Annotated in this window: 23 protein-coding genes and 1 tRNA gene; 16 read left to right on the forward strand and 8 right to left on the reverse strand. The window is 66.5% G+C overall.

Annotated features, from left to right (window positions below; genetic code table 11):
• Window positions 1-37: 37 nt before the first annotated feature.
• A complete protein-coding gene (locus IBJ06_RS04185; RefSeq protein ID WP_292157572.1) occupies window positions 38-967 on the reverse strand; it encodes an RcnB family protein in 930 nt (309 codons plus the stop codon).
• Window positions 968-1,127: 160 nt separating this feature from the next.
• Window positions 1,128-1,670, reverse strand: a complete 543-nt coding sequence (locus tag IBJ06_RS04190; RefSeq protein ID WP_292157573.1) for an RcnB family protein — start codon at window positions 1,668-1,670, stop codon at window positions 1,128-1,130.
• Window positions 1,671-1,828: 158 nt separating this feature from the next.
• Here IBJ06_RS04190 and IBJ06_RS04195 point away from each other — a divergent pair, with 158 nt between their 5' ends.
• Both IBJ06_RS04195 and IBJ06_RS04200 read left to right on the forward strand, forming a co-directional pair.
• Entirely contained in the window at window positions 1,829-2,554 is a 726-nt protein-coding gene (locus tag IBJ06_RS04195; RefSeq protein WP_292157576.1) for a glutathione S-transferase N-terminal domain-containing protein, read from the forward strand.
• Window positions 2,555-2,744: 190 nt separating this feature from the next.
• Window positions 2,745-3,044 (forward strand): sel1 repeat family protein, encoded by a 300-nt coding sequence (locus IBJ06_RS04200; RefSeq protein ID WP_292157577.1) that lies wholly within the window; start codon window positions 2,745-2,747, stop codon window positions 3,042-3,044.
• On the opposite strand, the gene IBJ06_RS04205 is transcribed toward IBJ06_RS04200, so the two are convergent.
• The gene (locus IBJ06_RS04205) at window positions 3,041-3,778 is read right to left on the reverse strand and encodes a polysaccharide biosynthesis/export family protein (protein ID WP_292157578.1); all 738 of its coding nucleotides are present in this window, start codon (window positions 3,776-3,778) and stop codon (window positions 3,041-3,043) included. The genes IBJ06_RS04200 and IBJ06_RS04205 overlap by 4 nt on opposite strands.
• Window positions 3,779-3,898: 120 nt before the next feature.
• On the opposite strand from IBJ06_RS04205, the gene IBJ06_RS04210 reads away from it, so the two are divergent.
• Complete coding sequence (locus IBJ06_RS04210) at window positions 3,899-5,341, forward strand: Wzz/FepE/Etk N-terminal domain-containing protein (RefSeq protein ID WP_292157580.1); 1,443 nt, start codon at window positions 3,899-3,901, stop codon at window positions 5,339-5,341.
• Window positions 5,342-5,394: 53 nt separating this feature from the next.
• Window positions 5,395-6,096, forward strand: a complete 702-nt coding sequence (locus IBJ06_RS04215) for a hfsB (RefSeq protein WP_292157581.1) — start codon at window positions 5,395-5,397, stop codon at window positions 6,094-6,096.
• On the opposite strand, the gene IBJ06_RS04220 is transcribed toward IBJ06_RS04215, so the two are convergent.
• From IBJ06_RS04220 to IBJ06_RS04235, 4 genes are read right to left on the reverse strand one after another with little or no spacing between them, the layout of a single operon-like run.
• On the reverse strand, window positions 6,093-7,031 hold the full coding sequence (locus IBJ06_RS04220) for a glycosyltransferase family 2 protein (RefSeq protein ID WP_292157582.1): 939 nt from the start codon (window positions 7,029-7,031) through the stop codon (window positions 6,093-6,095). The genes IBJ06_RS04215 and IBJ06_RS04220 overlap by 4 nt on opposite strands.
• Window positions 7,031-7,966 carry a glycosyltransferase family A protein gene (locus IBJ06_RS04225; RefSeq protein ID WP_292157584.1) on the reverse strand — a complete coding sequence of 312 codons (936 nt, stop codon included), beginning with the start codon at window positions 7,964-7,966 and terminating at the stop codon, window positions 7,031-7,033. Before IBJ06_RS04225 ends, IBJ06_RS04220 begins: the two co-directional genes overlap by 1 nt.
• Complete coding sequence (locus IBJ06_RS04230) at window positions 7,963-9,414, reverse strand: polysaccharide biosynthesis C-terminal domain-containing protein (RefSeq protein ID WP_292157586.1); 1,452 nt, start codon at window positions 9,412-9,414, stop codon at window positions 7,963-7,965. The genes IBJ06_RS04225 and IBJ06_RS04230 overlap by 4 nt, the downstream gene beginning before the upstream one ends.
• A 13-nt stretch (window positions 9,415-9,427) precedes the next feature.
• Entirely contained in the window at window positions 9,428-10,999 is a 1,572-nt protein-coding gene (locus tag IBJ06_RS04235; protein WP_292157588.1) for an exopolysaccharide biosynthesis polyprenyl glycosylphosphotransferase, read from the reverse strand.
• A 138-nt stretch (window positions 11,000-11,137) separates the two neighbouring features.
• Here IBJ06_RS04235 and IBJ06_RS04240 point away from each other — a divergent pair.
• The 12 genes from IBJ06_RS04240 to IBJ06_RS04295 all read left to right on the forward strand — a co-directional run bounded on the left by IBJ06_RS04240 (window position 11,138) and on the right by IBJ06_RS04295 (window position 23,223).
• A tRNA-Ser gene (locus IBJ06_RS04240) sits at window positions 11,138-11,229 on the forward strand.
• 53 nt (window positions 11,230-11,282) lie between these two features.
• Window positions 11,283-12,191, forward strand: coding sequence for a hypothetical protein (locus tag IBJ06_RS04245; protein WP_292157590.1), 909 nt, complete (start codon window positions 11,283-11,285; stop codon window positions 12,189-12,191).
• 10 nt (window positions 12,192-12,201) lie between these two features.
• Window positions 12,202-12,489 carry a PqqD family peptide modification chaperone gene (locus tag IBJ06_RS04250; protein WP_292157592.1) on the forward strand — a complete coding sequence of 96 codons (288 nt, stop codon included), beginning with the start codon at window positions 12,202-12,204 and terminating at the stop codon, window positions 12,487-12,489.
• A gap of 197 nt (window positions 12,490-12,686) precedes the next feature.
• A complete protein-coding gene (locus IBJ06_RS04255) occupies window positions 12,687-12,842 on the forward strand; it encodes a hypothetical protein (RefSeq protein WP_292157594.1) in 156 nt (51 codons plus the stop codon).
• Window positions 12,843-12,985: 143 nt separating this feature from the next.
• Complete coding sequence (locus tag IBJ06_RS04260; protein ID WP_292157596.1) at window positions 12,986-14,920, forward strand: asparagine synthetase B; 1,935 nt, start codon at window positions 12,986-12,988, stop codon at window positions 14,918-14,920.
• A gap of 12 nt (window positions 14,921-14,932) precedes the next feature.
• Window positions 14,933-16,651: an ABC transporter ATP-binding protein gene (locus IBJ06_RS04265; RefSeq protein WP_292157597.1), complete on the forward strand. Its 1,719-nt coding sequence runs from the start codon at window positions 14,933-14,935 to the stop codon at window positions 16,649-16,651.
• Window positions 16,648-17,844 (forward strand): nucleotidyltransferase family protein, encoded by a 1,197-nt coding sequence (locus tag IBJ06_RS04270; RefSeq protein WP_292157598.1) that lies wholly within the window; start codon window positions 16,648-16,650, stop codon window positions 17,842-17,844. Before IBJ06_RS04265 ends, IBJ06_RS04270 begins: the two co-directional genes overlap by 4 nt.
• On the forward strand, window positions 17,831-18,235 hold the full coding sequence (locus tag IBJ06_RS04275) for a lasso peptide biosynthesis B2 protein (protein WP_292157600.1): 405 nt from the start codon (window positions 17,831-17,833) through the stop codon (window positions 18,233-18,235). The genes IBJ06_RS04270 and IBJ06_RS04275 overlap by 14 nt, the downstream gene beginning before the upstream one ends.
• A gap of 37 nt (window positions 18,236-18,272) precedes the next feature.
• Window positions 18,273-19,535, forward strand: a complete 1,263-nt coding sequence (locus IBJ06_RS04280; RefSeq protein ID WP_292157602.1) for a cytochrome P450 — start codon at window positions 18,273-18,275, stop codon at window positions 19,533-19,535.
• Between the two features lie 6 nt (window positions 19,536-19,541).
• Window positions 19,542-21,038, forward strand: coding sequence for an MBOAT family O-acyltransferase (locus tag IBJ06_RS04285; protein WP_292157604.1), 1,497 nt, complete (start codon window positions 19,542-19,544; stop codon window positions 21,036-21,038).
• Between the two features lie 10 nt (window positions 21,039-21,048).
• Entirely contained in the window at window positions 21,049-22,044 is a 996-nt protein-coding gene (locus tag IBJ06_RS04290) for a hypothetical protein (protein WP_292157606.1), read from the forward strand.
• Between the two features lie 78 nt (window positions 22,045-22,122).
• Complete coding sequence (locus tag IBJ06_RS04295) at window positions 22,123-23,223, forward strand: hypothetical protein (RefSeq protein WP_292157607.1); 1,101 nt, start codon at window positions 22,123-22,125, stop codon at window positions 23,221-23,223.
• Window positions 23,224-23,232: 9 nt separating this feature from the next.
• Here IBJ06_RS04295 and IBJ06_RS04300 read toward each other — a convergent pair whose 3' ends face one another.
• Window positions 23,233-24,807 carry a radical SAM protein gene (locus IBJ06_RS04300; RefSeq protein WP_292157609.1) on the reverse strand — a complete coding sequence of 525 codons (1,575 nt, stop codon included), beginning with the start codon at window positions 24,805-24,807 and terminating at the stop codon, window positions 23,233-23,235.
• Window positions 24,808-24,826: the final 19 nt, after the last annotated feature.

Below are 24,826 nucleotides of genomic sequence, written 5' to 3' on the forward strand. Positions count from 1 at the left end.
GTCGCTCTCCGGGCCCTTCGTCATTCAGGCCTGACGCCTACCAGCGCCAGAAGTCGTAGACGACCTCGATGATGTAGCCGTCGTATTCGTCGATCAGATAGATGTGGTTGTCCACATAGACCCAGCGGGTGCCGAGCGGCGGGAAGCCCAGACCGTAGGTGCGATAGTCGTTCACCTGATACCGCCAGAAGATGGACGGCAGGTACTGCCCCTCGTACCACCGCTGGTTCCAGTACTGGCGCGGCACCGAGTAATAGCCGTAGCCCGGCGCGAAATAGAAGCCGATGCGGACGCCGGTATAGCCCCGGAACGAGCGGTGCCCCCGCCACCAGTCCGAGCGATGACGACGGTCCCAGTCGCGGCGCCAGTGGTCCCGGTTCCAGTTGCGCCGGAACTCATTGTAGTCGCGCCGGTCTCGGCGGTTTTCATAACGATCTCCGCGCCGGTCATCACGCCGGTCGGCCCGGTCGTCGCGACGGTCGCCCCGCCACTCCTGCCGGTCCTCGCGCCGCCCCCCACGGTCGTCGCGGCGATCTTCGCGGCGATCCTGACGGGCATCCGGTCGCGTGCCGGGGCGGGTGTCGGGGCGTCGATCGTCGCGCCGATCCTCGCGGCGGTCTTGCCGGTCGTCGCGCCGATCCTCACGCCGATCCTGACGAGTGTCGGGGCGGGTCCCCGGACGCGTATCCGGTCGCGTGTCCGGCCGGGTATCGGGCCGTCGATCCTGACGATCCTCGCGGCGGTCGCCGCGGTCCTGACGGGTCTGCGGGCGATCCGTGCGGGGCTGGGCCGGGGTCTGTGGCCGGGCCTCGCGGCGCTGCTCCTGGCGTTCGGTACGAGCCTCGCCGCCCCGGCGGTCTCCCCGATCCTGGCGGCGTTCAGACTGCTGCGCCTCAGCGACTGCAGGCACGATCGCGGGGGCCGCGAACGCCGTCAAGGCACTGAAGACCAAAAGAGTACGCTTCATCTCGATGTCCTTGTCGCCCCTGTCTGTCATCCCGATCGATGACCTGTGCCGAGGCTTGGCAGGAACAGGCTGAACCGTATGTGAACGAAATCTGACTGCCGGTCATGAGAAACCCCGCGCGGCGAACCACGCGGGGTTTTCTGTCCGAAACCGTGGACGCCTACCAGATGTCCAGCAGCACCTCGGCGATGATGCCCGTGGCCAGGGCTACCAGCAGGATGTTGTTGTCGGCATGGACCCAGCGATAACCGCGCGGAGCGGGCCTCAGACCATAGTAATGCGGGTCCCGCACATAATAGCGGTGATAGGTCGCCGGCAGGCGCGCGCCCCGCTGCCAGCGATAGCCGTAGTAGCGTGGCTCGACCCGGTAGTAGCCGTACCCCGGCGCATACCAGTAACCCCGGCGTTGTCCGCGGAAGTCATGGAACTCCGGACGACCCCGCCACCAGTCGCGGTTGTTGCGGTCCCAGCGGTCGGCGCGGCGATCATTGCGGTAGTCGCGGCGGTCATCGCGGCGGTCGTTTCGATAGTCCCGCCGATCATCGCGCCGGTCGCGGCGGTAGTCCCGTCGGTCGTCGCGACGGTCCTGACGCCATTCCCGTCGGTCGTCGCGGTCGCGGCGGCTCTGGGCTTCGGCGATGGCGGGTACGGCCAGGGCGGCCATTGTGAGCGCGGCGACGGCCACGCGGGCAAGATGTCTCATGACTCTACTCCGGTGAGGGTCCGGTGGATCAGGCTTGATCCGCGATGAGCGGAGGCTGTCGGGTTCCAAATGAACCCGACCTGAACGCCATGGTCAGGAAAACCTTGTGACGGGTCTGTCCTGTGCCCAGATGCAAGGGCCGCAAGCAGGAGGCCTCCATGACCCGCCCCATCGAACTCTGGTACTGGCCGACGCCCAATGGCTGGAAGGTCTCGATCGCCCTTGAGGAAATGGGGCTGCCCTATGAGGTCAAGCCGGTAAATATCGGCCGGGGCGAGCAGTTCGAACCCGCTTTTCAGGCCATCAGCCCCAACGGGCGCATGCCCGCCATCATCGATCCCGACGGCCCGGACGGCCAGCCGCTGTCGATCTTCGAGTCCGGCGCCATCCTTCAGTATCTGGGCCTCAAGTCCGGACAGTTCTATCCGCAGGACGTCCGTGCCCGCACCGAGGTCGACCAGTGGCTGTTCTGGCAGGTCGGCGGCCTCGGCCCCATGGCCGGCCAGACCCACCACTTCCGCCAGTATGCCCCCGCCATGATCAAGGACCAGCGCCAGATCGCCTATGGTGTCCGCCGCTATACGGACGAGACCCACCGCCTGTATGGCGTTCTGGACCGCCGCCTGGCCGACCGCGCGTTCGTCGCCGGGGACTACTCCATCGCGGACATGGCCATCTGGCCCTGGATCCTGCCCACGCATCAGGGGCAGGACCTGGCCGAGTTTCCCAACCTCGCCGCCTGGATGGATCGGGTGGGGCAGAGGCCTGCGGTCAAGGCCGGGCGGGCCGTCGGCGATGAGCTGCGAAGCAATCTCGGCGCTGCCGGCAAGGACGCGGAAGAGGCGCGCAAGCTGCTGTTCGGCCAACGCGCCCGTCGGGGATGAGGCCCGCCCATCAACCGTAAACCGCCTCTGAACAACCGATTTACGCGTAGTAAATACAGCAACTTGTCTTCATGACTTGGTGACACAAAAGTCGTCGCAAGCCCCTGTGGTGTTAACGCTAACTTCAATCGCGACCGGTTTTATCGGGACCATCGGCGGGCCAGAAAGGCCTTGGCTGGAGGGACTGGTGATGATGGCGCAAGAACTCGCGCAGGATGCTGAAACGGGCGGCCTGCCGCTGCCCACCCCGGACATGGACGGCGACGCCCTGTTCAAACTGGGCCTGATGTATTCGGCCGGGCAGGGGGGCTGTCCCCTCGACCGGGTCTCGGCCCACATGATCTTCAATCTGGCGGCCATGAAGGGCTCGATCGAGGCGCGCGACTATCGCCGCGAGATGTCGATGGAGATGGACCGCGAGGAAATCAGCGAGGCCCAGCGCGCCGCTCGCCGCTGGATCGACGCTGGCACGGTGACGCTCGCGGCCTAAAACTGCTGATACTGCCCGTTGATCGTGTAGTTGAAGCCGATGGGCAGGGCGTTGCGAATCTGCGTGAAGAAGTTGGCCAGCTCGCCCAGGTTGGATCGCGGCACGAACAGGACATCGCCCCGTCGCAGAGCGACAATCTCGCCCCGGCGCGGTCTGAGATCCAGAACCCGCATCATGCGCCGACCGCCGGGCCCCCGGCGGATCAGGGCCACCTCGGCCGGTCGGGCGGTGGGCAGGAACCCGCCAGCCTGGATGATGGCCTGATAGGCATCGATGTCGCCCGCCATGTCATAGACACCCGGGGCGCGGACCTCGCCGTCCACCCAGACCTTGAGCGGCCCGGCCTGCCTCAGCGTCACCTCGACGACGGGGCGAACCAGCTGGGTGGACAGGGCCGCGCTGACATCGCTTTCCAGCTCGAACAGGGTCCGGTCCGCCGCCATCACCTGGCCGATCAGGGGCAGGGACACCCGTCCGTCCGGACCGACCCGGAGCGTGCGGGTCAGCTCCGGCGCGGTCGGCGTTGCGACCTCGATCTCGTCGCCGGGATAAAGAACATACTCCGGCTCTGCGTCGGTCCAGTCCGCGAAGGCGATATCCGGGAATGCCCCGGGCGAGGCCGTCGTGGCGACCCGGCCATAGCCGGCCGAGGGCATGCGCCCCGCGTTGCCGCCGCAGGCTGACAACCCCAGCGCCACCCCCAGCAACAGCAGGTGTCTGCGATCGACCGTCATCCGGGCTTACCTCGACTCATTCTGACCATGGCCATGGCACTGTCGGGGAACGTGGGTAACCGATGGTTAACGCGCGGGGCACAGGATCATCCGGACCGGCCCGACAGGATTCTCCCCCGTATGCGTTCCACCGCCTACACCTCTGCCAGACCCCGATATGACCTGGCGGACATCGTCGGGCTGCTGTTTCATCAGATCGGCATCATGGTGCTGGTGTTTCTGGTGATTGCCGTTCTGGGCACTCTGGCCGTCATGACCCTGCAAAAGACCTATACGGCCGAGGCTCGGATCCTTGCCGGGGTCGGTCAGGAATATGTCTATCAGCCCCGCGTCGGCTTGACGGAAAGAGGGCAGGCGCCGGACGGCGATCTGGTCACCCAGTCCGAGGCTTCGATCCTGAGCAGCAACGAAGTCAAACAACGCGTCGTCCAGTCCCTGGGCCCCGCCGCCATCCTTGGCGACGAGACCAGCGGCACCCGGGCCGTTCAGGAGGCACGGGCCATGAAGGCGCTTCAGGATGGTCTCAAGGTCGGGGTCTCACCCGGGAGCCCGATCATCGCCGTGGGCTTTGAAAGCCATGATGCCGCGCGCTCGGCCACGGTGCTGAACGCGATCATCGACTCCTATCTGACCTATCGCCGCGAACTGTTCACGGATCGCTCCACCGATGCCAACCTGGCCCAGCAGCAGGCCTTCGAGAATGACCTAGCCCAGGCCGATGCCGAGTATCAGGCCTTTCTACGTTCCAATGACATCGGCGACTTCGCGGCGGCCAAGGCCGGCTATGCCACCAGCTATCAGACGGTCTATGCCGACCGCCTGTCGACCCAGGCCCTGCTGAGACAGACGGATCAGCGCCTGCAGACACTCGAGGCTCAGCTGGCCCGCACCCCGCCCGAGGTTGCCCTGTCCCAGGATCTGAACGTGTCGGCCCGGGACCAGATTCTTCAGGCCCGCAACGAGCGCGAGGCCCTGTTGGCCCGCTACCTTCCGGATTCCCAGCCCGTCCGCGACATCGAGGCCCGCATTGCCCAGCTGGAGGCCTATGTCGCTTCGGGCGGTGGGATCGGGGTCAAGGAGGTGCGCACCGGTCCGAACCCGATCTGGACCGAGCTGGAAACGACCCGGATCACCGTTCAGGCCGAGCGCGACTCGCTTCAGGCCCGGCTGGCGGTGCTCGACGGCCAGTTGGCCCAGATCAAGGCCCGTCAGTCCGACCTGGTGCAGATGGAATCCCAGAACGCCACCCTGTCCAGCGAGCGCGAGGTGCTGTCGGCCAACATCCGGGAGTTCCAACAACGCGCCTCTCAAAGCCGCGCCGACAGCGCCCTGGTCCAAGCCGGCGCAGACAATGTCACCGTGATCGAGCGGGCCACCGCGCCGACCACCGGCAAGAGCCTCAAGCTGCCTCTGCTGGCTCTGGTGATCCTGTTTGCCGGGTTCACGGCGCTCTGCGTCGGGCTGATACGGATTTTCTCCCGGCGCGATTTCGCGACGGCGGGGGTGGTTGGCCGCACCCTCGACATGCCGGTGCTGGCGGTCGCGCCCCTGAAGGCACGATAAGAGCGCGGGCGTGTTAGCCTGTTCGGTGCAGTGGTGCGTGTGATTGCGATTCGATGATCGACCTGACGACCGAAATGGCAGAGTTGTGGGCCGCCCTGGGGCCCGGTCGTAGGCATCGCGGCCGCGTGATCCTGTTCGTTTCGGCCCTGGCGGGTGAGGGGACCTCGACCGTCGCCCGTGAATATGCCCGCCTCGCCGCCGTGCGGGCGCGCCGCCCCGTGTGGCTGATCGATGCCGACCTTGTCCAGCAGGGCCAGATGGAGGCCATCGGTGCCGATCCCGAACGCTTCGGTCGGCTGGGACGCCCGGCCCAGGCCTCACCCGACGGGTCCAGCTTCTTCGCCATCAGTCCGCCTCTGATGGGACGGGACGGCCAGGTCGTGGCCCCGGCACGCCTTCTGACCGCGCGCCCGGCCCTTGGCGGTCGCCTGTGGGTGACCCGCTTCAATCAGGAAATCCTGCGCTCAGGCCAGCGCGCCGAGGCCATCGACGACAGCCGCTACTGGGATGCCATTCGCGCCCATGCCGAGACCATCGTCATCGATGCGCCATCTGCGGACCGCAGCGATCTGGCCCTGATCCTGGCCCCGCTTGCCGATCTCACCGTGCTTGTGGTGGCCGGTCAGGCCACCGAGGCCGCGGCCCCCGTGGCCCTGCGCGACGAGATCGAGGCGGTCGGCGGTCATATCGCCGGCGTGGTCGTCAACCGATCAACCTATCAGGCACCGACCCTGCTGCGCCGCCGGTCAGCCTAGGTCACGGCGCGGTCCAGTCGCTGCAATTCCGATGCGCCGTAAAAGCGCGGCTCCAGCCCCGGCATCCACAGCAGCTTGCCCAGACCCCGCGCCGCCCGATCCAGCGCTCGCGCCCGTCCGGGTCTTCGCAGCAGGGTCAGCGGCAGGGCGATGACGCTCCAGCCCACCAATTGTACCGCACCGACCGCCATCCATTTGATCACACCGACCATGTCCCGCCTGCCCCAGGCCGCCTGCGACGGGCTCTGGCCATAGGCAAAGGCGCGCGACAGGGCATAGCCCAGATTGGCGCGGTGGGCCGGTGCGACTTCATCCACCCAGGCCCCGGCTGACCAGCCATAGCGACCCCCGCGTGCGCTCAGGGCGGCGAACAGGGCGTCATCCTCGCCGCCCGACTGGTCCCAGCGCACCTCGAACGGCGCCGGGCCGGGCAGGGCGGTCGCCCGCACCATCAGACTGTTGCCACAGCCGAAGGGGTGGTCAATCAGGGCATCGCTCTTCGGACCGGCACGCCCGAAGAACTCTTCGAGATAAGGGCGCACGTCAGCAGGGGCCTCCGGCGTCTGGCCCCGGATCGGACCGAACACAACATCCGCGCCGATGTTCGCCTGCGTGGCCAGAAGCGCGGCCAGCCATCCGGGCGAGGCGATCTCGTCATCGTCCAGAAAGGCGATCAGCGGCGCATCGGTCGCCGCCAGCCCGGCGTTCCGCGCCGAGGCCACCCCGACCGTAGGCTCGTGCACATAGACGACGGGAAGGGCCTGTCCCTGAAAGCGCTCTGTCACCGCCCGCGCGCTGGGCTCGCGGTCATTGTCGACCACCACGATCTCGCCCGGCACGTCGGCGACGCCCTCCTGCGCCACCAGTGAGGCGAGCGCGCTGGCCAGCCCCTCGGGGCGTCTCAGCGTGGGGACGATGACGGCAACCCGGCTCATCACACCGCCTCGGCATAAAGAGCGGCGCGGTAAAGGCGCAGGGCAAAGGCCCGGCTGGCGACCGGAAGCCCGTCCCGCAGCGCCCACGCCCGCGCCATTCCGCGCAGCACGCCCCGTCCGGGGATACTCCGGATCTTCCGTGCCGCCCGATAGCTGGGATAGGTGGCGATTATATCGGGATGCTTGTCGATTACCCGGGCAAAGTTTGCGGCTGACTGCTCATATTTCCGCATCAGGCTCTCGACCGTGTCCAGACCCATATGGGTGGCGGGAATGTCGACATGGAGAACCGGATGGGCGCGCGAGACCCGCATGGCCCATTCCACGTCCTCCCAGCCCCAGCCGGTAAAGCCGGGGTCGAAGGCCTCGCTCTCGAACACATCGCGCCGGACCAGAAGGTTGGAGGTATAGACGTATTTCTCGGGGGTCAGGCGACGCACCTCGACCGGCAGGCACTCGGATCGTGCCGCCAGCGCCCGATGAACCGCGAACTGCCCGTCCGTCGGCGCCTGCAGCAGCGAGAAACCGCCGAACGCCACTGCGGGGTCGTCTTGCCGCACCAGAGCCAGCCAGGCCTGCAAGAAATCGGGTCGGTCCGGCCGCATGTCGCTGTCGAGGAACAGCCAGGTCCGGCCCCGCGCTGCGGTCGCCAGCCGGTTGCGCCCCTGCGAACGTCCTTCATTGGTCGGCAGGGTGATCAGGCGAACGGGCAGCCGGGCCGCTCCGACCTCACCCATCAGGGCGGTGGTCAGCGTGGCATCCCCGGTCCCGTCATCCAGGACGACCAGCTCGACTGCGCCCTCCAGCGCCGGGGCCTCCCCATCAAGACATTGCAGCAGGGCTGTGGGGTCGTCCCGCAGAAACGGGATCAGCACCGACAGGGTCGGACGGGCCGTCGCATACGCCGGGCTGTCGATCATGCGCGCGCGGTTCATGCCGGCACCCCCCGGGCTTTCAGTCGCCGATAGCGGTCCGCCAGCACATCGCGAACTCCCGCGGCATTGAGCGAGATGGCGACCAGCCCGTAAACGGCGGCACCCACCCCGGCATCCAGCATCAGCTCGACAAAGCCACCCGGCGAGGGCAGGGTCATGACCACGGCGGCCATCGCCACCGACGCGACGCCGATCCGGATCAGGCTGTCGACCGGAATGGGCAGGGCCACGACCCGTCGTCCGATCAGGATGACCGACGTCAGCCCCAGCCCGAGGCTGGCGGCGGTGGCCCAGGCGGCGCCCATCACCCCGTGCGCCGGGATCAGGACCAGATTCAGGGCGACATTGGCCAGCGCGGGGATCGCCATGGTCACGAACAACAGGCTGGTGCGCTTGCCCAGCGTAAAGGCCTGACCGAAGTAGTAGCTCGACAGTCCCGACATCAGGGCGGCAAAGGCGATCCACGGCGTGATGGCGGCCGCGGCTCCGCGTAGATCTTCACCAATCATGAACTCGGCCATCGGGCGCGCCACCAGGGCCAGACCGACGGCGGCGGGAATGCCGATCAGCAGAAAGGTCGAGGCCTGCTCGCGGGCCGCCACCTTCAGTCCGTCATGGCCGTGCCGTTCCAGCGCCATGACCAGGGCCGGCCCGCCCGCCGCGCCCAGCCAGATGAACAGCACATCCAGGGTACGGTTCGCCAAGCTGTAGGCCGCGTGATAGGCCCCGGTCGCCGCCTCATCCAGAAACACGGCCAGCAGGATCCGGTCGGTTGATCCCAGGACAAGCGTCAGGGCCAGCGATATGGCGATCGGATAGCCATAGCGGGCATAGGACAAAAGGCGCCGCGGATCGGCCCGTCCCCCCCGCGCGAACCTGAGCTCGGCCGGCAGCACGAACGGCAGAAGCACCAGCGGCGCCAGTCCCAGCCCCATCAGGGGGGAGGCCGCGCCGGCCCCCAGCAGGGCGAAGACCACGCCGATTCCAAGCCCGCCGACGCTGGTGAAGATGTCCACCCAGGCCGACTTGCCGACCTCGCCCGAGGCCCGATACCGCTCCTGCACCAGCCGCGCGAGGCAGCGCACGGGGACACCGGCCACCCCGGCCGCCACGGCGATCCGGAAGGTCATGTCCATCGGCCACAGCCAGATGGCCAGTCCCATGACCGGCAGGAAGATCAGCGTCAGGACAAAGGTCGCTTGATACAGTCCGGCGAAATGGTCGGCCAGTGAGGGCCCCTCGCTCTCGGCAGCCCAGAAGCGCGCCATCGCCGCCTCGATCCAGGTGAACACCGCCACATGGGTCAGGCTGAATATCGCAAAGGCGACCGCATAGCGCCCGAAGTCATCGGGGCTCAGCAGGCGGGTGAACAGTACCAGGGTCAGAAAGCCGACCACGCCCTGGATCACATTGGCGGGCAGATAGCCCCAGACTCCGCGCCAGAACATCAGGACACGCCGTTCACCGGACCGCCAGCCGGTCACCCAGCAGCACGGGCACGGTGACCATCATGATCCACAGGTCCATCCAGAACGACTGCCGCTCCACATATTCCACATCCAGCTGCACGCGGCGGCGGACGTCCTGGGCCGTGTGCAGGGGGCCGCGCGATCCCTTGATGGCGGCCCAGCCGGTCATGCCGGGCTTGATCCGGTGGCGGTGGGCATAGTCGGCGACCAGTCGCGCGGACTCGATCTGGCCGGTCTTCATACCGATGGCGTGGGGGCGGGGCCCCACCAGGCTCATCTCGCCCTTCAGTACGTTCAGCAGCTGCGGCAACTCATCCAGACTGGTCGAGCGCAGGATCTTGCCCAGGCGCGTGACGCGGTCGTCGTCGTGGGTGACCTGGCGGCTGGCGGTGGCGTCGGCGGCTTCCTGCTTCATCGTCCGGAATTTCCAGACCACGATCTCCTCGTGATTGAAACCGTGACGCCGCTGACGAAAGAAGGCGGGGCCCGGACTGTCCAGCTTCACCAGCACGGCGATAATGGCCATGACAGGCATCAGCAGGATCAGGGCAATGCCGCCGATGACCAGGTCCTGCAGGCGCTTGTTGAAGGCGCGGCGGTCGTCGTCGACGGGCCCGTTCAGGCGCGCGAGGCGCGTGCGCGCCAGCCGCTCCATCGCCGAGGCTCTCAGCTTGCCATCCTCGGCATCGACCAGCAGGCTGACCGGATTGGGCAGGGTGCCCAGCCGGCGGGTCAGGTCGCGCACCCGGTCCTCGGCCTTCGGATCGATGGCCAGCACCACGCGATCCACATAGGGCAGGATCCGATGCGCCATCAGCGCCTCGCTGTCACCCAGCACCGGGACGCCCTCGACCGCCGTTGGAGACCGCGCCATCCGGTCATCGAACACCCCGATGATGTTGAGATCGCGCCGCTGCATCGCCTCGCGGATCATGGTCTCGGCGTGTTTGGTGGCACCGACCAGCACCACGTTAGGGGTCAGGGCCCCCGTGGTCCGCATGCGCCGGATCAGTTCCAGCCAGCACAGGTGAAGGCCGTACAGGCTGACGATCATCAGGGCGGGCCAGACCAGCCACAGGGCCAGGTTCGTGCCGCCCAGAGCCAAACCGGTCGCCAGGGCAACCAGTCCCCCGGCCAGCACCAGTCCGCCGACGGTTCCGAGATGAATGATGCCCGAGGTGTCGCGGCCGAACCGGTAGATATCGATCGAGCGCATCAGGCCTACGGTGACCACCGCGCCGAGCATCACCGGCAGCACATTGCCCACGCTCGCCTGCCCCAGCCCCTGCGGTGTCGACAGAAACAGGCTCAGCAGGGTGACGACCGTGACGACCAGCATGTCGATGGCGTGAAAATAGTGAACCGACAGCCGGGCGCGCGCCCGCTCACGCGCGTTCAGCCAGACGCCAGGACGGAAAGGGCCCCGCTTGTGGCCGGCCTTCCTGTCGGTCGGTGAATCCCCTGACAAGGATGCGCGCGCAAAGGCCTGGAGGCCCGCAGCATCCAGCTCGCCTGTCGAACCGGGGACGTCATCGACAATGGCATTGGCGAGCGGGTTGGACATGGGGCAGGGCGGCTTCCTGTCTGAGGTCCCGGCATCACACCACAGTCCGCTGACCGTCCCGTTAACGCACGAGCCTGTCGTCGTCGCTGAACAGCCTGTTGCGCACCCGCGCCGGCTCGGCTATCGACGGCGCCTGCCGGAGACGTGGCCGAGTGGCTGAAGGCAACGGTTTGCTAAATCGTCGTACCCTGTAAGGGGTACCGAGGGTTCGAATCCCTCCGTCTCCGCCAGAACCTTCCCCTTCCGATCTTGCCAGCGGGGTGGAAACGGGCGAGCAGGGCGTGTGCCCGATTATGCTTGCGTCGATTTCGTCCTGCGTTCCGACATTCCGCTTCCCGAACTGATCGAGGTCGGGACGGACGCCGGTCGGGATGTTGTGCCCGTGCAGCGAGGGACGGTGGCGTCGGCGGGCCCCAACTGGCTGGAGTGTGACGGCGATACGGCTGTGCTGGCCATCCCCGGCGTGGCGAGGTTCCGGATCGAAAACGGTCGGTCCATGACCGTGGATGTTGACGAGGGCTGCTCCGAGCGGAACCTGCGACTGTATCTCCTGGGCTCGGCGCTGGGCATCCTCATTCACCAGCGGGGCCTGTTTCCCCTGCACGCCAATGCGGTGGTCATGGACGGTGTCGCCGTGACGTTCACCGGGCATTCCGGCGCGGGAAAGTCGACCCTCGCCGCCTGGTTCTCGGCGGCCGGCCACACGGTGCTCAGCGACGATGTCTGTGTCATCGGTTTTGATACCGCCCGGCGTCCCATCGTCTATCCGGGATTGCCCCGTGTGAAGCTGTGGGCCGACGCGGCGAAATTCCACGGCCACGACATCGACGGTCTTGAGCGGATCCACGATGACCTGGACAAGTATCAGCTGGGGCTGCCCGCTCGTCCGGATCAGGGCCCCGTGCCGCTGGCCGCTGTCATCCGCCTGAGCCGCGCGGATGAACAGCCCGCGGGCCTTCGCCAGCTTCGCGGGCGCGCCGCGGTGCAGTTGCTGATGGCAGAAACCTATCGCCCGCAGGTCGTCACCGCGCTGAACCTCCAGCAGGCCCACTTCGGCCACTGCGTGTCCATTGCCGCCGCCGTTGCCGTTCTGGATTGGACGCGCAAATGGGGGCATGAGGTTTTCGAGGCCGAGGTCGAACAGCTGATTCGTCAACTCGGACAGGTGAAGATCGACGAACGGACGGGGTGAGGGCGCGCGCATGGGGCATCAGAGGTTTCAGGATGAGGATCAGATCGTCGCCGCCCGGGGCCTGTTGACCACGCGGGTGGACGGCGAGGTCATGGCCATGAGCATCGACCGGGGGGCCTGCTACGGGCTGGATCCGATCGGCTCGCGCATCTGGGAATTGCTGGAGACCCCGATCACCGTCGGCGACCTGGTCGCTCGCCTGACCCGGGAATATGAGGTGGACGCCGCCGTCTGCAGGACCGATGTCTGCGCCCTTTTGTCCAGTATGGAATCCGAGGGGATGATCCTGCGCGTCTAGGATGAATCACCGCTCGTCGGCAGGATGTCGGATGCGAGTCACCCGGGCATTGGGGCCACCAACTGACTGTTTCGATTCAGGGCGTAAAGAGGGCTAAGCCCTTGTAGCCCCGAAAAAGAATTCGCGCTTTGGTGGATATCCGTTGACTGCTGCTTCGGATATGTCAGGCTGTCGTCACATCCGCAGGGACAATCAGAATGCGTAATCCGATCAACGACGAGCGTGATATTCAGCAATCGGGCGAGGCGACCAACCGCAAGCCGTGGCAGTCGCCCTCCCTGCTTCGGCTGGACGCGGAGCATGCCGAGTTGAATCCGGCTCCCGGTGTCGACGCCAACACCTCCGCCTCCTGACATTTAACCTGTCTGCGACAGGCTTTGGCGGAAGGCGTTTGGCTTGGGCATCGCCCTGCCGTAGGGTTTTCGGGTTGGGATAGCCTCGGGCTGTTCGTTGGTCTGGCTGTCTGACACGTGATGAACCCGGGAACACGGACGCAATGACGGCGCTTGCGGGCGTATGGCGTCTGGACGGGCGGGCCGCCGCCGAGTCCTGCCGTTTGATGAACATCGCCCAGGCTCTCTATGGTCCGGACGGCGAGGGATTCTGGGACGGGGGCGATGTCGCCTTCGGCCTGCGCCGGTTTGACTGTCTGGATGAGGACCGGTTCGACACCCCACCCCTGACCAGCGGGTGTGGACGCTACCACCTGGTTGCCGATGTGCGCCTCGACGACCGGAACGGTCTGTCCGAAAGGCTGGGTCTGGATCCCGGCCAGACCGCGATTGCCTCTGATACCCGCCTGCTTCTGGCGGCATGGGAGCGGTGGCAGACCGGCCTGTTTGACCATGTATACGGCGATTATGCCTTTGCCGTCTGGGACGCACGCGACCGGCAGCTGGTCCTGGCGCGCGACGCCCTGGGGGGCAAGCCCCTGCATTACCATCGCCAGGGCGGGCTGTTCGCCTTTGCCTCCATGGCCAAGGGATTGCACGCCTTGCCGGAAGTGCCGATTGGCCCCAATCCCGCGCGCATGGCCGAGCTTCTGGCCCTCCTGCCGGAAAGCGGTCCCGAGACCTGGTTTCAGGATATCTATCGGGTTGAGCCGGGTTGCTATGTCCGGGTGGATGCGACGGGCCAGACCCGTCACCGACACTGGAATCCCGATCGATCCATGCCGGTCCCCGAGACATTCCAGGCGCAGGTTGAGGGGCTGCGCCGACATCTGGACCGGGCGGTTCAGGCGCGATTGCGGGGGGCTGGCCGTCGGATCGGCAGCCATCTCAGCGCCGGTCTGGACAGTTCCGCTGTGGCGGCCACCGCAGCCAGGCTGATGGCGGAACGGGGCGGCCGCGTCACAGCCTTCACCTCTGCTCCCCGGCGGGGCTTTGAGCTTCCCGGCACCCCCGGTCGGGTCGAGGACGAGACCGAACTCGCGGCGGCCACGGCGGCGCTCTATCCGAACATGGACCACGTCGTGCTGCGCAATGACGGCCGCGATCTGACGGCGGGCCTTGACCGGGCTTTTCACACATCCGAGCGGCCCGTGCTCAACATCTGCAATGCGCGCTGGATCGATCACATTCATGACGAGGCGCGGCGACTGGGCCTGAATGTGCTGCTGATCGGCACCATGGGCAATATGAGCTTCAGCTTCGACGGCAAGACCCTGCCCGGTGAGCTGATCCGAAGGGGCGACCTGATCGGCTTTCTGCGTCAGGGCCAGGCGCTGTCGCGTGAGAAGCGGATGAACTGGCAGGGCTACATCGCCCAGGCCCTCGGGCCCTGGATGCCGTCCATACTCTGGAAAGGGATCAACCGGATCCGCGGCCGCGTGGCGTCGCTCCGCGACTATTCGGCCGTGAACGAGAGCGCGGTCACCGCCTATGATCTGGAACGCCGGGCCCGGGAAAGAGGTCATGACCTCGAGTATCGTTCCGAGGCCGATGCCTTTGCCCAGCGTCTCCGCATTCTGGAACGCGTGGACGTGGCCAACTATGCCAAGGGTGTGACGGGCGGCTGGGGGCTGGATGTCCGCGACCCCACCGCAGATCGGCGACTGGTGGAGTACTGCCTCGCCCTGCCGACCGAAGCCTTTCTCTCGGGCGGCCTGCCTCGCCGTCTGGCGCGTCTGGGGCTGTCCGACCGTCTTCCCGCCGCCGTGCTGCAGGAACGACGCAAGGGCTATCAGGCTGCCGACTGGTACGAGAATGTGAAAACCTCGCGCCAGTCCCTGCTTCAGGAGGTCAGTCGATTGCGCAACGTTGACGGCGTCGCGGATATTCTTGATCTCGACCGGCTCGAGAGTCTTCTTCAGTCCATGCCCGAGGACGGAGGATCCGGTCAGGAAATCATGTATGCCTATCGTCTGCTGCTCCTGCGGGGGGTTTCCGCCGGCCACTTCATGCGCAAGGCGGCCCGCACCAATGCCTGATTGCCCCTGCTGATGGAAAAGTCTGTTGCCTTTGCCAGGGATCTGGCCCGCTACATCGGGGGTCGGGCACCGGGGCTGATCATTCTGGTGGCCCTGGGGGCGCTTCTGGAGGGGTTCGGCCTGGTCCTGCTGGTGCCGCTGCTTGGAACGCTGTTCGCGGACACCACAACCCTGACCGGGCCGCTTGGGGTCTTGCTGAATCTCTGGCCGGAGGTTCAGGGAGCCCCCCGGCTGGTCCTCGTTCTGGCCCTGTTCGGAATGGTCACGGGACTGCGTGCGCTGGTCCTGTGGCAGCGGGACCTGCGCATGGGGCAGCTCCAGGTGGGATATCTGGAGAGCAAGAGGTCCACGCTGGCGCGGGCGCTCGCCAACAGCCGGTGGGAAGCGCTGAACGCGCTCGGGCACGGTCGTGTCACCCATCTGATGGGGGGAGACATCCAGCGGTGTGCCTCGGGTGTGTATTTCCTGCTGCAGGGCGGTGTGGCCGTCGTCCTTCTGGTTATCCAGGCGGGGGTAGCCGTGGCCCTTGCTCCGGTTCTGGCGCTTTTCGCGCTGATCTCATTGACGCTCGGAGCCCTTGTCATGGGGCGCTGGCTGGGAGCCACCCGCGAGATCGGCGCCCGGGTCACCTCGTCGAACATGCGGCTGATGGTCGAGCTGGGTCGCTTCCTGGGCGGGCTCAAGGCCGCCATGAGTCAGAATCTGCATTCCGCCTTCGTCGCCGCCTTCGAACGGGATCTCGACGTGGCTACCCGCCAGCAGGTGGCCTTCATCAATCGCCAGGCGGCCATGCGGGTCATGTGGAGCCTGCTGGGCGCAGCCGTGGCCTCGGTCTCCCTGCTGCTGGGATTTCTGGTGCTCGACTATCCGCCGGCCGTCATGCTGACCCTGCTGGTCGTGCTCGCGCGGATCGCGGGCCCCGCCATACAGATCCAGTCGGGCCTGCAGCAGGTCGCCTATGCCCTGCCGGCGTGGGAGGCGGTTCAGGAGACCCTTGATGAGTTGGGCCGCGAGGCCCGCATCGCCGTGGACGACAGCCCGGATGCCGGCGCATTGCAGGGCCCCGTCCGACTGCAAGACGTCACCTATCTGCACGAGGGGGCGACCGATGGACGGGGTGTTCGCGCCCTGTCCCTGACGCTCCGGTCCGGAGAGTTCGTGGCCGTTACCGGCATGTCGGGCGCGGGCAAGACCACCTTTGCCGATCTACTGGCTGGTCTGCTTGAGCCGCAGCAGGGCTGTATCCGTGTCGGCGATCACACCCTTGATGCGCGGACCGTTTCCACATGGAGGGACCGTCTCGCCTATGTGACCCAGGATCCGCTGCTGTTCAACGACACAATCCGCGCCAATCTGCTCTGGGGGGGTGTCGAGGCGGACGAGGCCCGGATAGAGCAGGCGCTTGCCCTGACCGGCGCGGACCGGGTCGTGTCCCGGCTGTCCCTGGGACTGGACAGCGTCGTCGGCGAGGACGGAGCCATGGTATCGGGCGGAGAGCGCCAGCGGCTGGCCCTGTCCCGCGCCCTGCTCCGGCGTCCCGACGTCCTCGTGCTGGACGAGGCGACGGCCGCTCTCGATACCGACAGCGAAGACGCGGTCCTGAAGGCGCTGGCCGAACTCGACCCCCGACCCCTGATCCTGATGATCTCGCACCGCTCTGACAGTCTGTCGGTGTGCAGTCGTCGCCTGACCTTCGACGAGGGACGTCTGGTCGACGACCGGCAGCTGTGAGGCCGGGCGAGGCTCTACCCCTGCCCCTGGCCCTCCACGTCGTGGCCACCTGCTGCCGCCCGGCCGACGGGGGTGCGCGTGGCGAGGCGCTGCGAACCCTGATGGCCAGTCCACGCGTCGATATGGACCGCTTGCTCCAGACCGTGGCGCGGCACCGGGTGGCCCCGCAGGTCCACCGGGCGCTGACCGAGGCCGGTGTCGCTCTGCCTGCGGACACGGCCGCGCATCTCGCCGGCCTGGCCGGGCAGGCCGCCCGGCGCAGTCTGAACCTCGCGCGCGAAAGCCTGTTCCTACAATCCGCCTTCGATCAGTTCGGGCTGGATGCCACCTTCGTGAAGGGGTCTGCGCTTGCCCTTCTGATTCACGGGGACGTGGGCATGAAGGACTCCTGGGACATCGATCTTCTGGTGCCTCCGGATCAGGTCGATGCCGCCTGCCAGCTCCTGCTGGCCCAGGGTTACACCCTTCATTACCCGACCGGCCTGTCTCCCGAAGCGTTCGGCCGCTTCCAGGCGGTGGCCAAGGAATGTGTCTTCTTTCATCCCGGGCGGCAGGTCTATCTCGAGCTTCACTGGAAGCTTGTCGACAATCCGCATGAACTTGCGGGACTGGATGTTCGCCGCACCCAGACCGTCGCTCTGGGCGCGGGCAAGTTGCGGACGCTCGCCGATCCCGAACTGTTCGCCTACCTCTGTGTTCACGGCACCCGTCACAGCTGGTCGCGGCTGAAATGGATCGCTGACGTGGCCGCTTTCCTGAAAGGCCGCGACAGGGATGAGGTTGCCCGGTTGAGGGACGAGGCCGTGGCCATGGGCGCGGGGCGCGCGCCGGATGTGGCGCTGGCTCTCTGTCGGGGACTGTTCGGCCGCCACCTGCCCGTGACCCGCCTGGACGCCGCCGGCCGTTATCTGGTGCGCGCGGCCCATGCCAGCCTGACCCACGGCGGGGGCGTGACCGAGATCGCGGCCTACAGCAAGCCGTGGCGCATGACCTGGATCGGCCGCCATCTGATCGGGACCAGCGGCAAAGCCTTCCTGGCGGAACTGCAGAGCAACTGGGCCGGGGATTACGACCGCGTTCACATCCCCCTGCCGCAGGGACTGGGCTTCCTCTACGTCGTGATCCGGGTCCCGCTGTGGCTCTGGCGCAAGGCGCGCCGGCGTCTGGCAGGGGGAAGCGATGAAGCTGCGTGACGTCCCCATACTGACCGAGGCCGTGCTGGCGCTCGGCGTGGGGGCCTTCTGCCTCGCCTTTGTGCCGTTCCGCCATGTGGCCAGGCATGGCGTGCAATCAGGTGGCCGTCCGGCCCGGACGCGCGACGACATCATGCCCGTCCGTCGTGCGGTGCGTCGCGCCGCCCGGAATGTGCCCTGGCGTGCCCTGTGTTTCGAACAGGGACTGGCGGCCCACGTCATGCTGAGGCGACGCGGGATCTCCAGCGTCCTTCACTACGGCGTTGCGCGGGACGGGCCGGGGGACGCGCTGAAGGCCCACGTCTGGGTTACATCGGGCGAGCAGATGGTGGTCGGCGGCGAGGTGGCCGGGCAATTCACTGAACTGGCCCGCTTTTCCGGGACAGCGTAAGCAGGACGTCGCAGCCGAGTCGCGCGGAGGGGCGGGGATGAAGGAGACGCAGGCCCGGGCCACGGTCGACCTGCCGCATCTGATCTTTCAGGGGCGCGAGCCCCTGCGCTTTCCCGGCATGATCAGGGCGCTTCAGGCCCCCGATCATCACTGGCCGGACTCCTGCCTGGACGAACCATTCGTCGAGGCGACGGTCGGGCGCCGTCGCATGGTGATGATCACCGATCCGGCCGTGGTGACCGAAATGCTGCGGAACCGCACAGGGCAATTCCGCAGGTCCCGACTTCACGACCGGATTCTCGGCAGCAGCTTTGGCGACACCCTGCTTCAGGGCGAACAGATTGAATGGCCGGAACGGCGGCAGGCCATGCTGCGCCCGATCCACGAAGCGTCCGGGGACGTCGCTGTCGATCCGGTGGGTCTGGCCTGCACCCAAGCCCTGTCGGATTGGCAGGAGGGCCCGGTCGATTTGCTCCGGACGGCGCGGCATCTGACGATGCAGGCCCTGTGGCGGGCCTTTTTCTGCGACGAGGCCGAGGCACGGCACAGTGATCCGCTGCTGGTTGACGCCGCGAACCATATGGACCGGCTGGCCCATGCCCCCCTGCAGGATCAGATCGAATGCCTGCGTCCGCTCGGCACCCGGGCGGTCGAAATCCGCAGGGAGGATAACGGCGACCCGGATCGCCTGATGAATACCACCCTGCTGTTCCTGCACGCCGGACACGACAACGCGACGGCCACCCTGACCTGGGCGCTCTGGCTGCTGGCAAGGCACCCGGGGATTCAACAGCGGGTGCATGACGAATGGAGTCGCGGCTCCGGCACGTCAAGGCCCGTACCTGACCTGCGCGCCTTTCCCCTGACCAGCGCCGTCATCCATGAAACGTTGCGGCTCTATCCTCCCATTCCCCAGCTTCTGCGGGACGTCACCGTGGATCTTCCGGTCGGCGGCCAGGTCGTGGACAAGGATTTCATCGCTGTCCTCGGGATCTATGCCATGCACCGCCACCGGCGCCTCTGGGACCGGCCCGATGCGTTTGATCCCGACCGCTTCATGGACAACGGCCTGACCGCTCATCGCCGGCTTTGGCTGCCGTTCGGTGCCGGCCCCAGAGGCTGCGTCGGCACCTCCTTCGCTTTCACGGTGCTCAGCCGCGCGATCGGCCAGGTGGTCACGGATTATGAGCTGTTCCCCAACCCCGGCCACGATCTGACCTGCCGGGTCGACTATACCCTCAGGCCCTGGGGTCGTGCCCCGGTCCGGGTCACCCCGCGGCACCCGGGCGGGCGGTCCTGATCCGTCATGAGCTTTCACAGCCTCGACTATCTGCTGTTCCTGCCGCTCGTCGTGGTGCTGTATTTCTTCACGCCGCAGCGGTGGCGGTGGGTCGTTCTGCTCGCTCTCAGCAATCTGTTCTACGCAGCCTGGCGGTGGGACTTCCTCTGGCTGCTGTGGGTTTCCACCCTGATCGACTTCGTCGTGGGGCAGGGGCTGCCCCGTGCCCGGCCGGGGTGGCGACGCAAGGCCCTGCTGTCGGTCAGCCTGTGTGGCAATCTCGGCCTGCTGTTCACCTTCAAATACTTCGCGCTTGTCGCCAATACCGGCCTGACCCTGTTCCACGGGGGTGACAGCCAGGCGTTCGAGCCGATCAGCCTGCTGCTGCCGCTCGGCATATCCTTCTACACCTTCCAGACCCTGGGCTATGTGATCGACGTCTATCGCGGTCGCCGTCAGCCGGAGCGACACCTCGGCTATTTCGCCGTCTACGTCATGTATTTCCCCCAGCTTCTGGCGGGGCCGATCGAGCGCCCGGGGTCCCTGCTGCCCCAGCTCCGTCGTCACAAGGTGTTCGAGGTCGGTCGGGCCGCGGCCGGCGGCGCCCTGATGCTGGTCGGCTATTTCAAGAAGCTGGTGATCGCCGATCGACTGGCCGACATCGTGCCGCCGGTGCTGAGCCAGCCGCTCGACCATTCGCCGCTTCTGGTTCTGGCCGCGGCCGCGGGTGAGATCTACCGCTACTATGCCGATCTGTCGGGCTATGCCGACATCGCCATCGGCACCAGCCTGATCCTCGGCATCCAGCTGACAAAGAATTTCGACCGCCCGCTCGCGTCGGTCTCGGTGGCCGAATTCTGGCGGCGGTGGCACATCACCGTGTCCAACTGGTTCCGCGACTATGTCTATCTGCCGATCAGCCGGGGTGCCGCCAGGGGCAGGGGGCACCGGGACACCCGGGCGGCCCGTTCAGCGGCCGCGACCCTGCTCACCCTCGTGCTCGTCGCCCTGTGGCACGGGGCCGCCTGGACCTGGCTGGCGGCGGGCCTTGTCGCGGGTCTGGTAATGATCGGCGAAGGCGTCGTCCGTCGCAGTCGCAGCGCGACGGCGCTGTCGAACGGCCTGTCGCGCGCGCTCGGACTGTCCCGAGGCGTGGAGGTCTTCCTTCAGAACGGTCTGAACCGGGTCGTGCTGTGGAGCTTCCTCATCCTCCTGGGGTCCCTGGTCGCGACGCCCGGCTGGCAGACGTCCGTCCAGACCTGGGGCCAGATGGCCGCGCTGCCTGCATGGGCCATCGACGACCCCCGGGCGTTGCTGTCGGGCTTCGGCATCCTGCCCCGCTATCTGATCATCGCCATCGTCGCCCTGGAGATTTACCAGTGGCTGGACGCGCGACAGCCGGTGTTCGAGCGCCTGAAATCACGTGGCCCGGTCGTCGCCTGGGGCTTCTACTACGCCCTGATCGCGGTCATTCTGATATTCGGGACCTTCGACAAACCCGGCTTCCTCTATTTCAACTTCTGACGGGGATCCGATGCGCCGCCTGATCCTCTTTTTCATTCTGGGCGCGGTCCTGCTCGCCGGGCTCAACCTCGTGTCGCGTCCGTTCGACGACAACCGTCAGATGGACGCCATGAATGCCCTGCTCGCCGATACCCCGGGCAAGGAGGCCATCATCGTCGGCAGTTCCGTCGGAGGGGCGATCCGTTTTGACACCCTTTGCCTCGACGGGGCGGATTTCTTCTTTGTCCTTCAGGACGTGTTCGAGACCCGCGCCATGGTCGAGCTGGTCCTCAGTCGTCCCGACCCGCCCCGAACGTGGTTCCTGGCGCTCAGTCCGGGCGCGGCGCTCTACAACAACGCCATCCCGGCGTCAGGGCGCAGCCACAACCGGCGCATCACCTACCGCTTCCTGTTCGAAAACGGCCGTAGCGGTCTGATCGACGGCGACTGGCGTCAATATGCCGTGACCCGGATCTCCCCCGCCCTGGGCTATCAGGACTGGCGCAGGCGGTTTCAGCAGATGCTGGTGACGGCCGGTCTTCGCCCCCCCGCCAGACCGATCGATACCCTGATCTGGCGGCTCGATGGCACACTGGACCCCGCGCAGGACGCCGGCATGGCACAGGGCCAGGTATCGGACCGGACGGCCGAGATCAGGGCCATCGCCTTTTATGACGCGCACGTGGCGCAACGATCTGCCCGGGCGATCAGCGACATCCACAAGCGGATCCGGGCCGCGGGCGGACAGCTGTACATCATCGTGCCTCCGGCCTCACCCGGAATGCAGGCCAGTACCCTTCGCCATCTGGATGCCGAGCTTCAAACCCTGTGGCGGTCCCTGGACGAGATCGAGGCGGAGGGTGCCGTGGTCATCAATGGCTGGCGAGACCCGGCCCGTTCCTATCCGGCCGAGTTGTTCGTCGACCCCAACCACATGAATCCGGAGGGCGCGCGTCTGTTTTCCACGGATATCGCCTCCGCGCTCAAGGCGCGGGGCCACGGGGAAGGGGTAACATGTCCCGGTTGAATTCACGCGCCGTCTCCCCAGCCCGTGCAAGCCATGATAGCGTCAGCCGTCCGAGCCTGTATCGGCGAGGGAGGCAGTGTGTCGAGTACCCGTAGAATCCGTCTGGCCCGGCTGGCGCAGCTGCTCGAGGGGGCGCCGCATCTGACCCCGGCCTATGAAGAAGCCAAGCGGGTCGTGCGGGCTTTCCGCAAGCCCGCCTTCTATGAGGTCGCTACCCGCTGCAATCTGTTCTGCGAAGGCTGCTATTATTTCTCCGACGATTTCAAACCGATCGAGGGTGTTGAGGGCGTCGACACCTGGGACCGGTTTTTTGCCGCCGAGGCGGAGCGCGGCGTCACCATGGCCTACTTCGTCGGGGCCGAACCAGCCCTGCATCAGGATCGCCTGATCGCCGCCGGCAAGTACTTCCCCTATGGCAACATAGGCACCAACGGCACGATCAGGATCGATCCGTCCGTGCCCTACCGGATCGGGGTCTCGGTCTGGGGGGTGGAGGCCGATACCGACGCCGACCTGCGCGGCGGTCGCTCGTTCCACAAGGCCATCCGCAACTATGCCGGCGATCCCCGCGCCATTCTGCTCTACACCCTGACGAAGACGAACCTCGGCGACGCCCGACGTCTGGCCGAGATCGGGCGCGACAACGGCCTGCCGGTCACCTTCAACATGTATTCGCCGACCCACACCTATCTGCGCAAGCTGACCGAGGGGGAGGGGAATGATCGCGAATTCTTTCGCATTTCCAACCGGGAAAACAATCTTCTGTGGGATGAGGACAGCCTGTCGCAAGTCCTGCGCACCATGGATGACCTGATCGACGACTTTCCGGACACCGTTGTCTATTCGAAAGCCTACAACGCCTGGGCGACCCGACCGGGCCCCCTCTATGACGTCGATCCCGAGACCGGCATCGCCCGCGACTGCCATTCGCGGATGATCGGCCAGATGCGCTATTTCAAGACCGACCTGCAGCAGGGTCAGGAAAAGTGCGGCACCTCGGACGCCGTCTGTTCTGAATGCCGGATGTACAGCGGCGGCTGGTCGTCGAAATTCGAGCCGCGCGACGCCGATCTGGTCAGCGAGGCGTCACTGGCCGACTGGCTGGACATGATCGCCACTCTCGGGCGCATCTTCCTGATCGAACGGGACGCGCCGCGGCAATCCACGCTCGCCGCCTGAGCCACGCCGTCAGGCCGCCGACTGAACCCTGTCGAAGGGCGGGGCCTCCATAAGGGCCCACTCCGCGTCATAAACGCCCTTTTCCATGTGCACATAAAGCGACAGCATCCAGGTCGTCAGGATGTCCGCCAGCCCGTCGCGGATGTCCGGCCGGGCGCGCATCAGGCGGTTGGCCTTGCGGATGACGTCGGCGATCTCGGGATTGCCCCGGCTGACGGCGCGTAGCATCCGTCCAAAATGGGCATTGGCCCTGGCCCGCGACGGCGAATTGTAAAGCCGTCCGGTCCCGCGCTTCAGCAGGGGATTGGGCCCCAGAATGTCGGCCAGTGCCTCGAAACGCGTCCAGAACGCCGCCGGGCTGTACAGCCGACTGATCAGCCAGCGTGTGCCGGTATAAAGCTGTTGCTTGGTCATCTGGGCGGGGATGATGTTGGTCACCATGTCCGCCCCGGGGAAGTGCGCCTGCTCCCCCGTCAGGTCCAGCCGACCGGCCTTCAGCATCTCGTCATAGATGGGTGTGGCCATGGGCGCGACCAGCGAGGAAATCTTGAACGTCCCGACCGGCAGGCCCATGCCGAACCGGTATTGGCGCTCAAAAATCGTCAGATCGTCCGCGTCAAATCCGACCATCAGGGCGGCCTCGATCTTCAGGCCGTGGCTGGCCACCTTGCGCAACTGGGCCTGCATGTCGGTGTTCAGGTTCTGGCGCTTCTTGCTGGCCTTCAGGCTCTCTTCGTTCACCGACTCCACGCCGATGAACAGGTTGGACACACCCGCCTCGGCACAGCGCACCAGCATCTCGTCGTCGCGCGCCACATCGATCGAGACCTGGGTGGCAAAGATCACATGATCGCGTCCCTCGTGCCCGTTCCAGGCGATCAGGGCGTCCAGCAGTTCGGTGGCGCGCTTGCGATAAACGGTGAAATTGTCGTCGGCTAGCGCGATGCGGTTATAGCCCAGATCATACAGGCGCTGGACCTCGGCGATCACCTGATCCGGCGTCTTGTGGCGCTGCTTGCGGCCCAGATACTGGATCACGTCACAATAGTTGCACTCGAACGGACAGCCGCGGCTGGTCTGCACCACCCCGACCAGAGCCCGGTCATTGTCGAACAGCTCCCAGGCCGGCACGGGCGAGCGCGACAGGTCGGGGCGGCCCCCCGAATAGTGCGGTTTGAGCGAACCGCTCAGCATGTCAGCGAAAAAGCCCTCGGCGATCTCCTCGAACTCGCCGGTCACGGCAACGTCACAGGCACCCTCGAAGGCCCCGGGGTCCAGGGTGATGTGCGGCCCACCGATGATCACTGTCTTGCCCCGGGCCCGGAACTCACGGGCGATCTCGATTGCGCGCTTGGCTTGCGAGACATTGGCCGTGATGCCGACGAAGTCCGCATCGGTCTCGAAATCGACCGGCACCAGGGCTTCATCGTGGAGCGTGATGACAAGCCCGTCCGGCGCCATGGCCGCCACGGTGGCGATGGCGACCGGTGCCACCCGGGTCACCGAGTCGTCCGCTCCGCCGGAGATACCGGCGAAGTCGGCGTCCCAGTGCGGCCTGGGCGCGATCAACAGAAAACGGACCATGGAGTCAGGCACTCTCCCT

The organism is Brevundimonas sp. (assembly GCF_016742135.1).
Lineage (GTDB): Bacteria > Pseudomonadota > Alphaproteobacteria > Caulobacterales > Caulobacteraceae > Brevundimonas.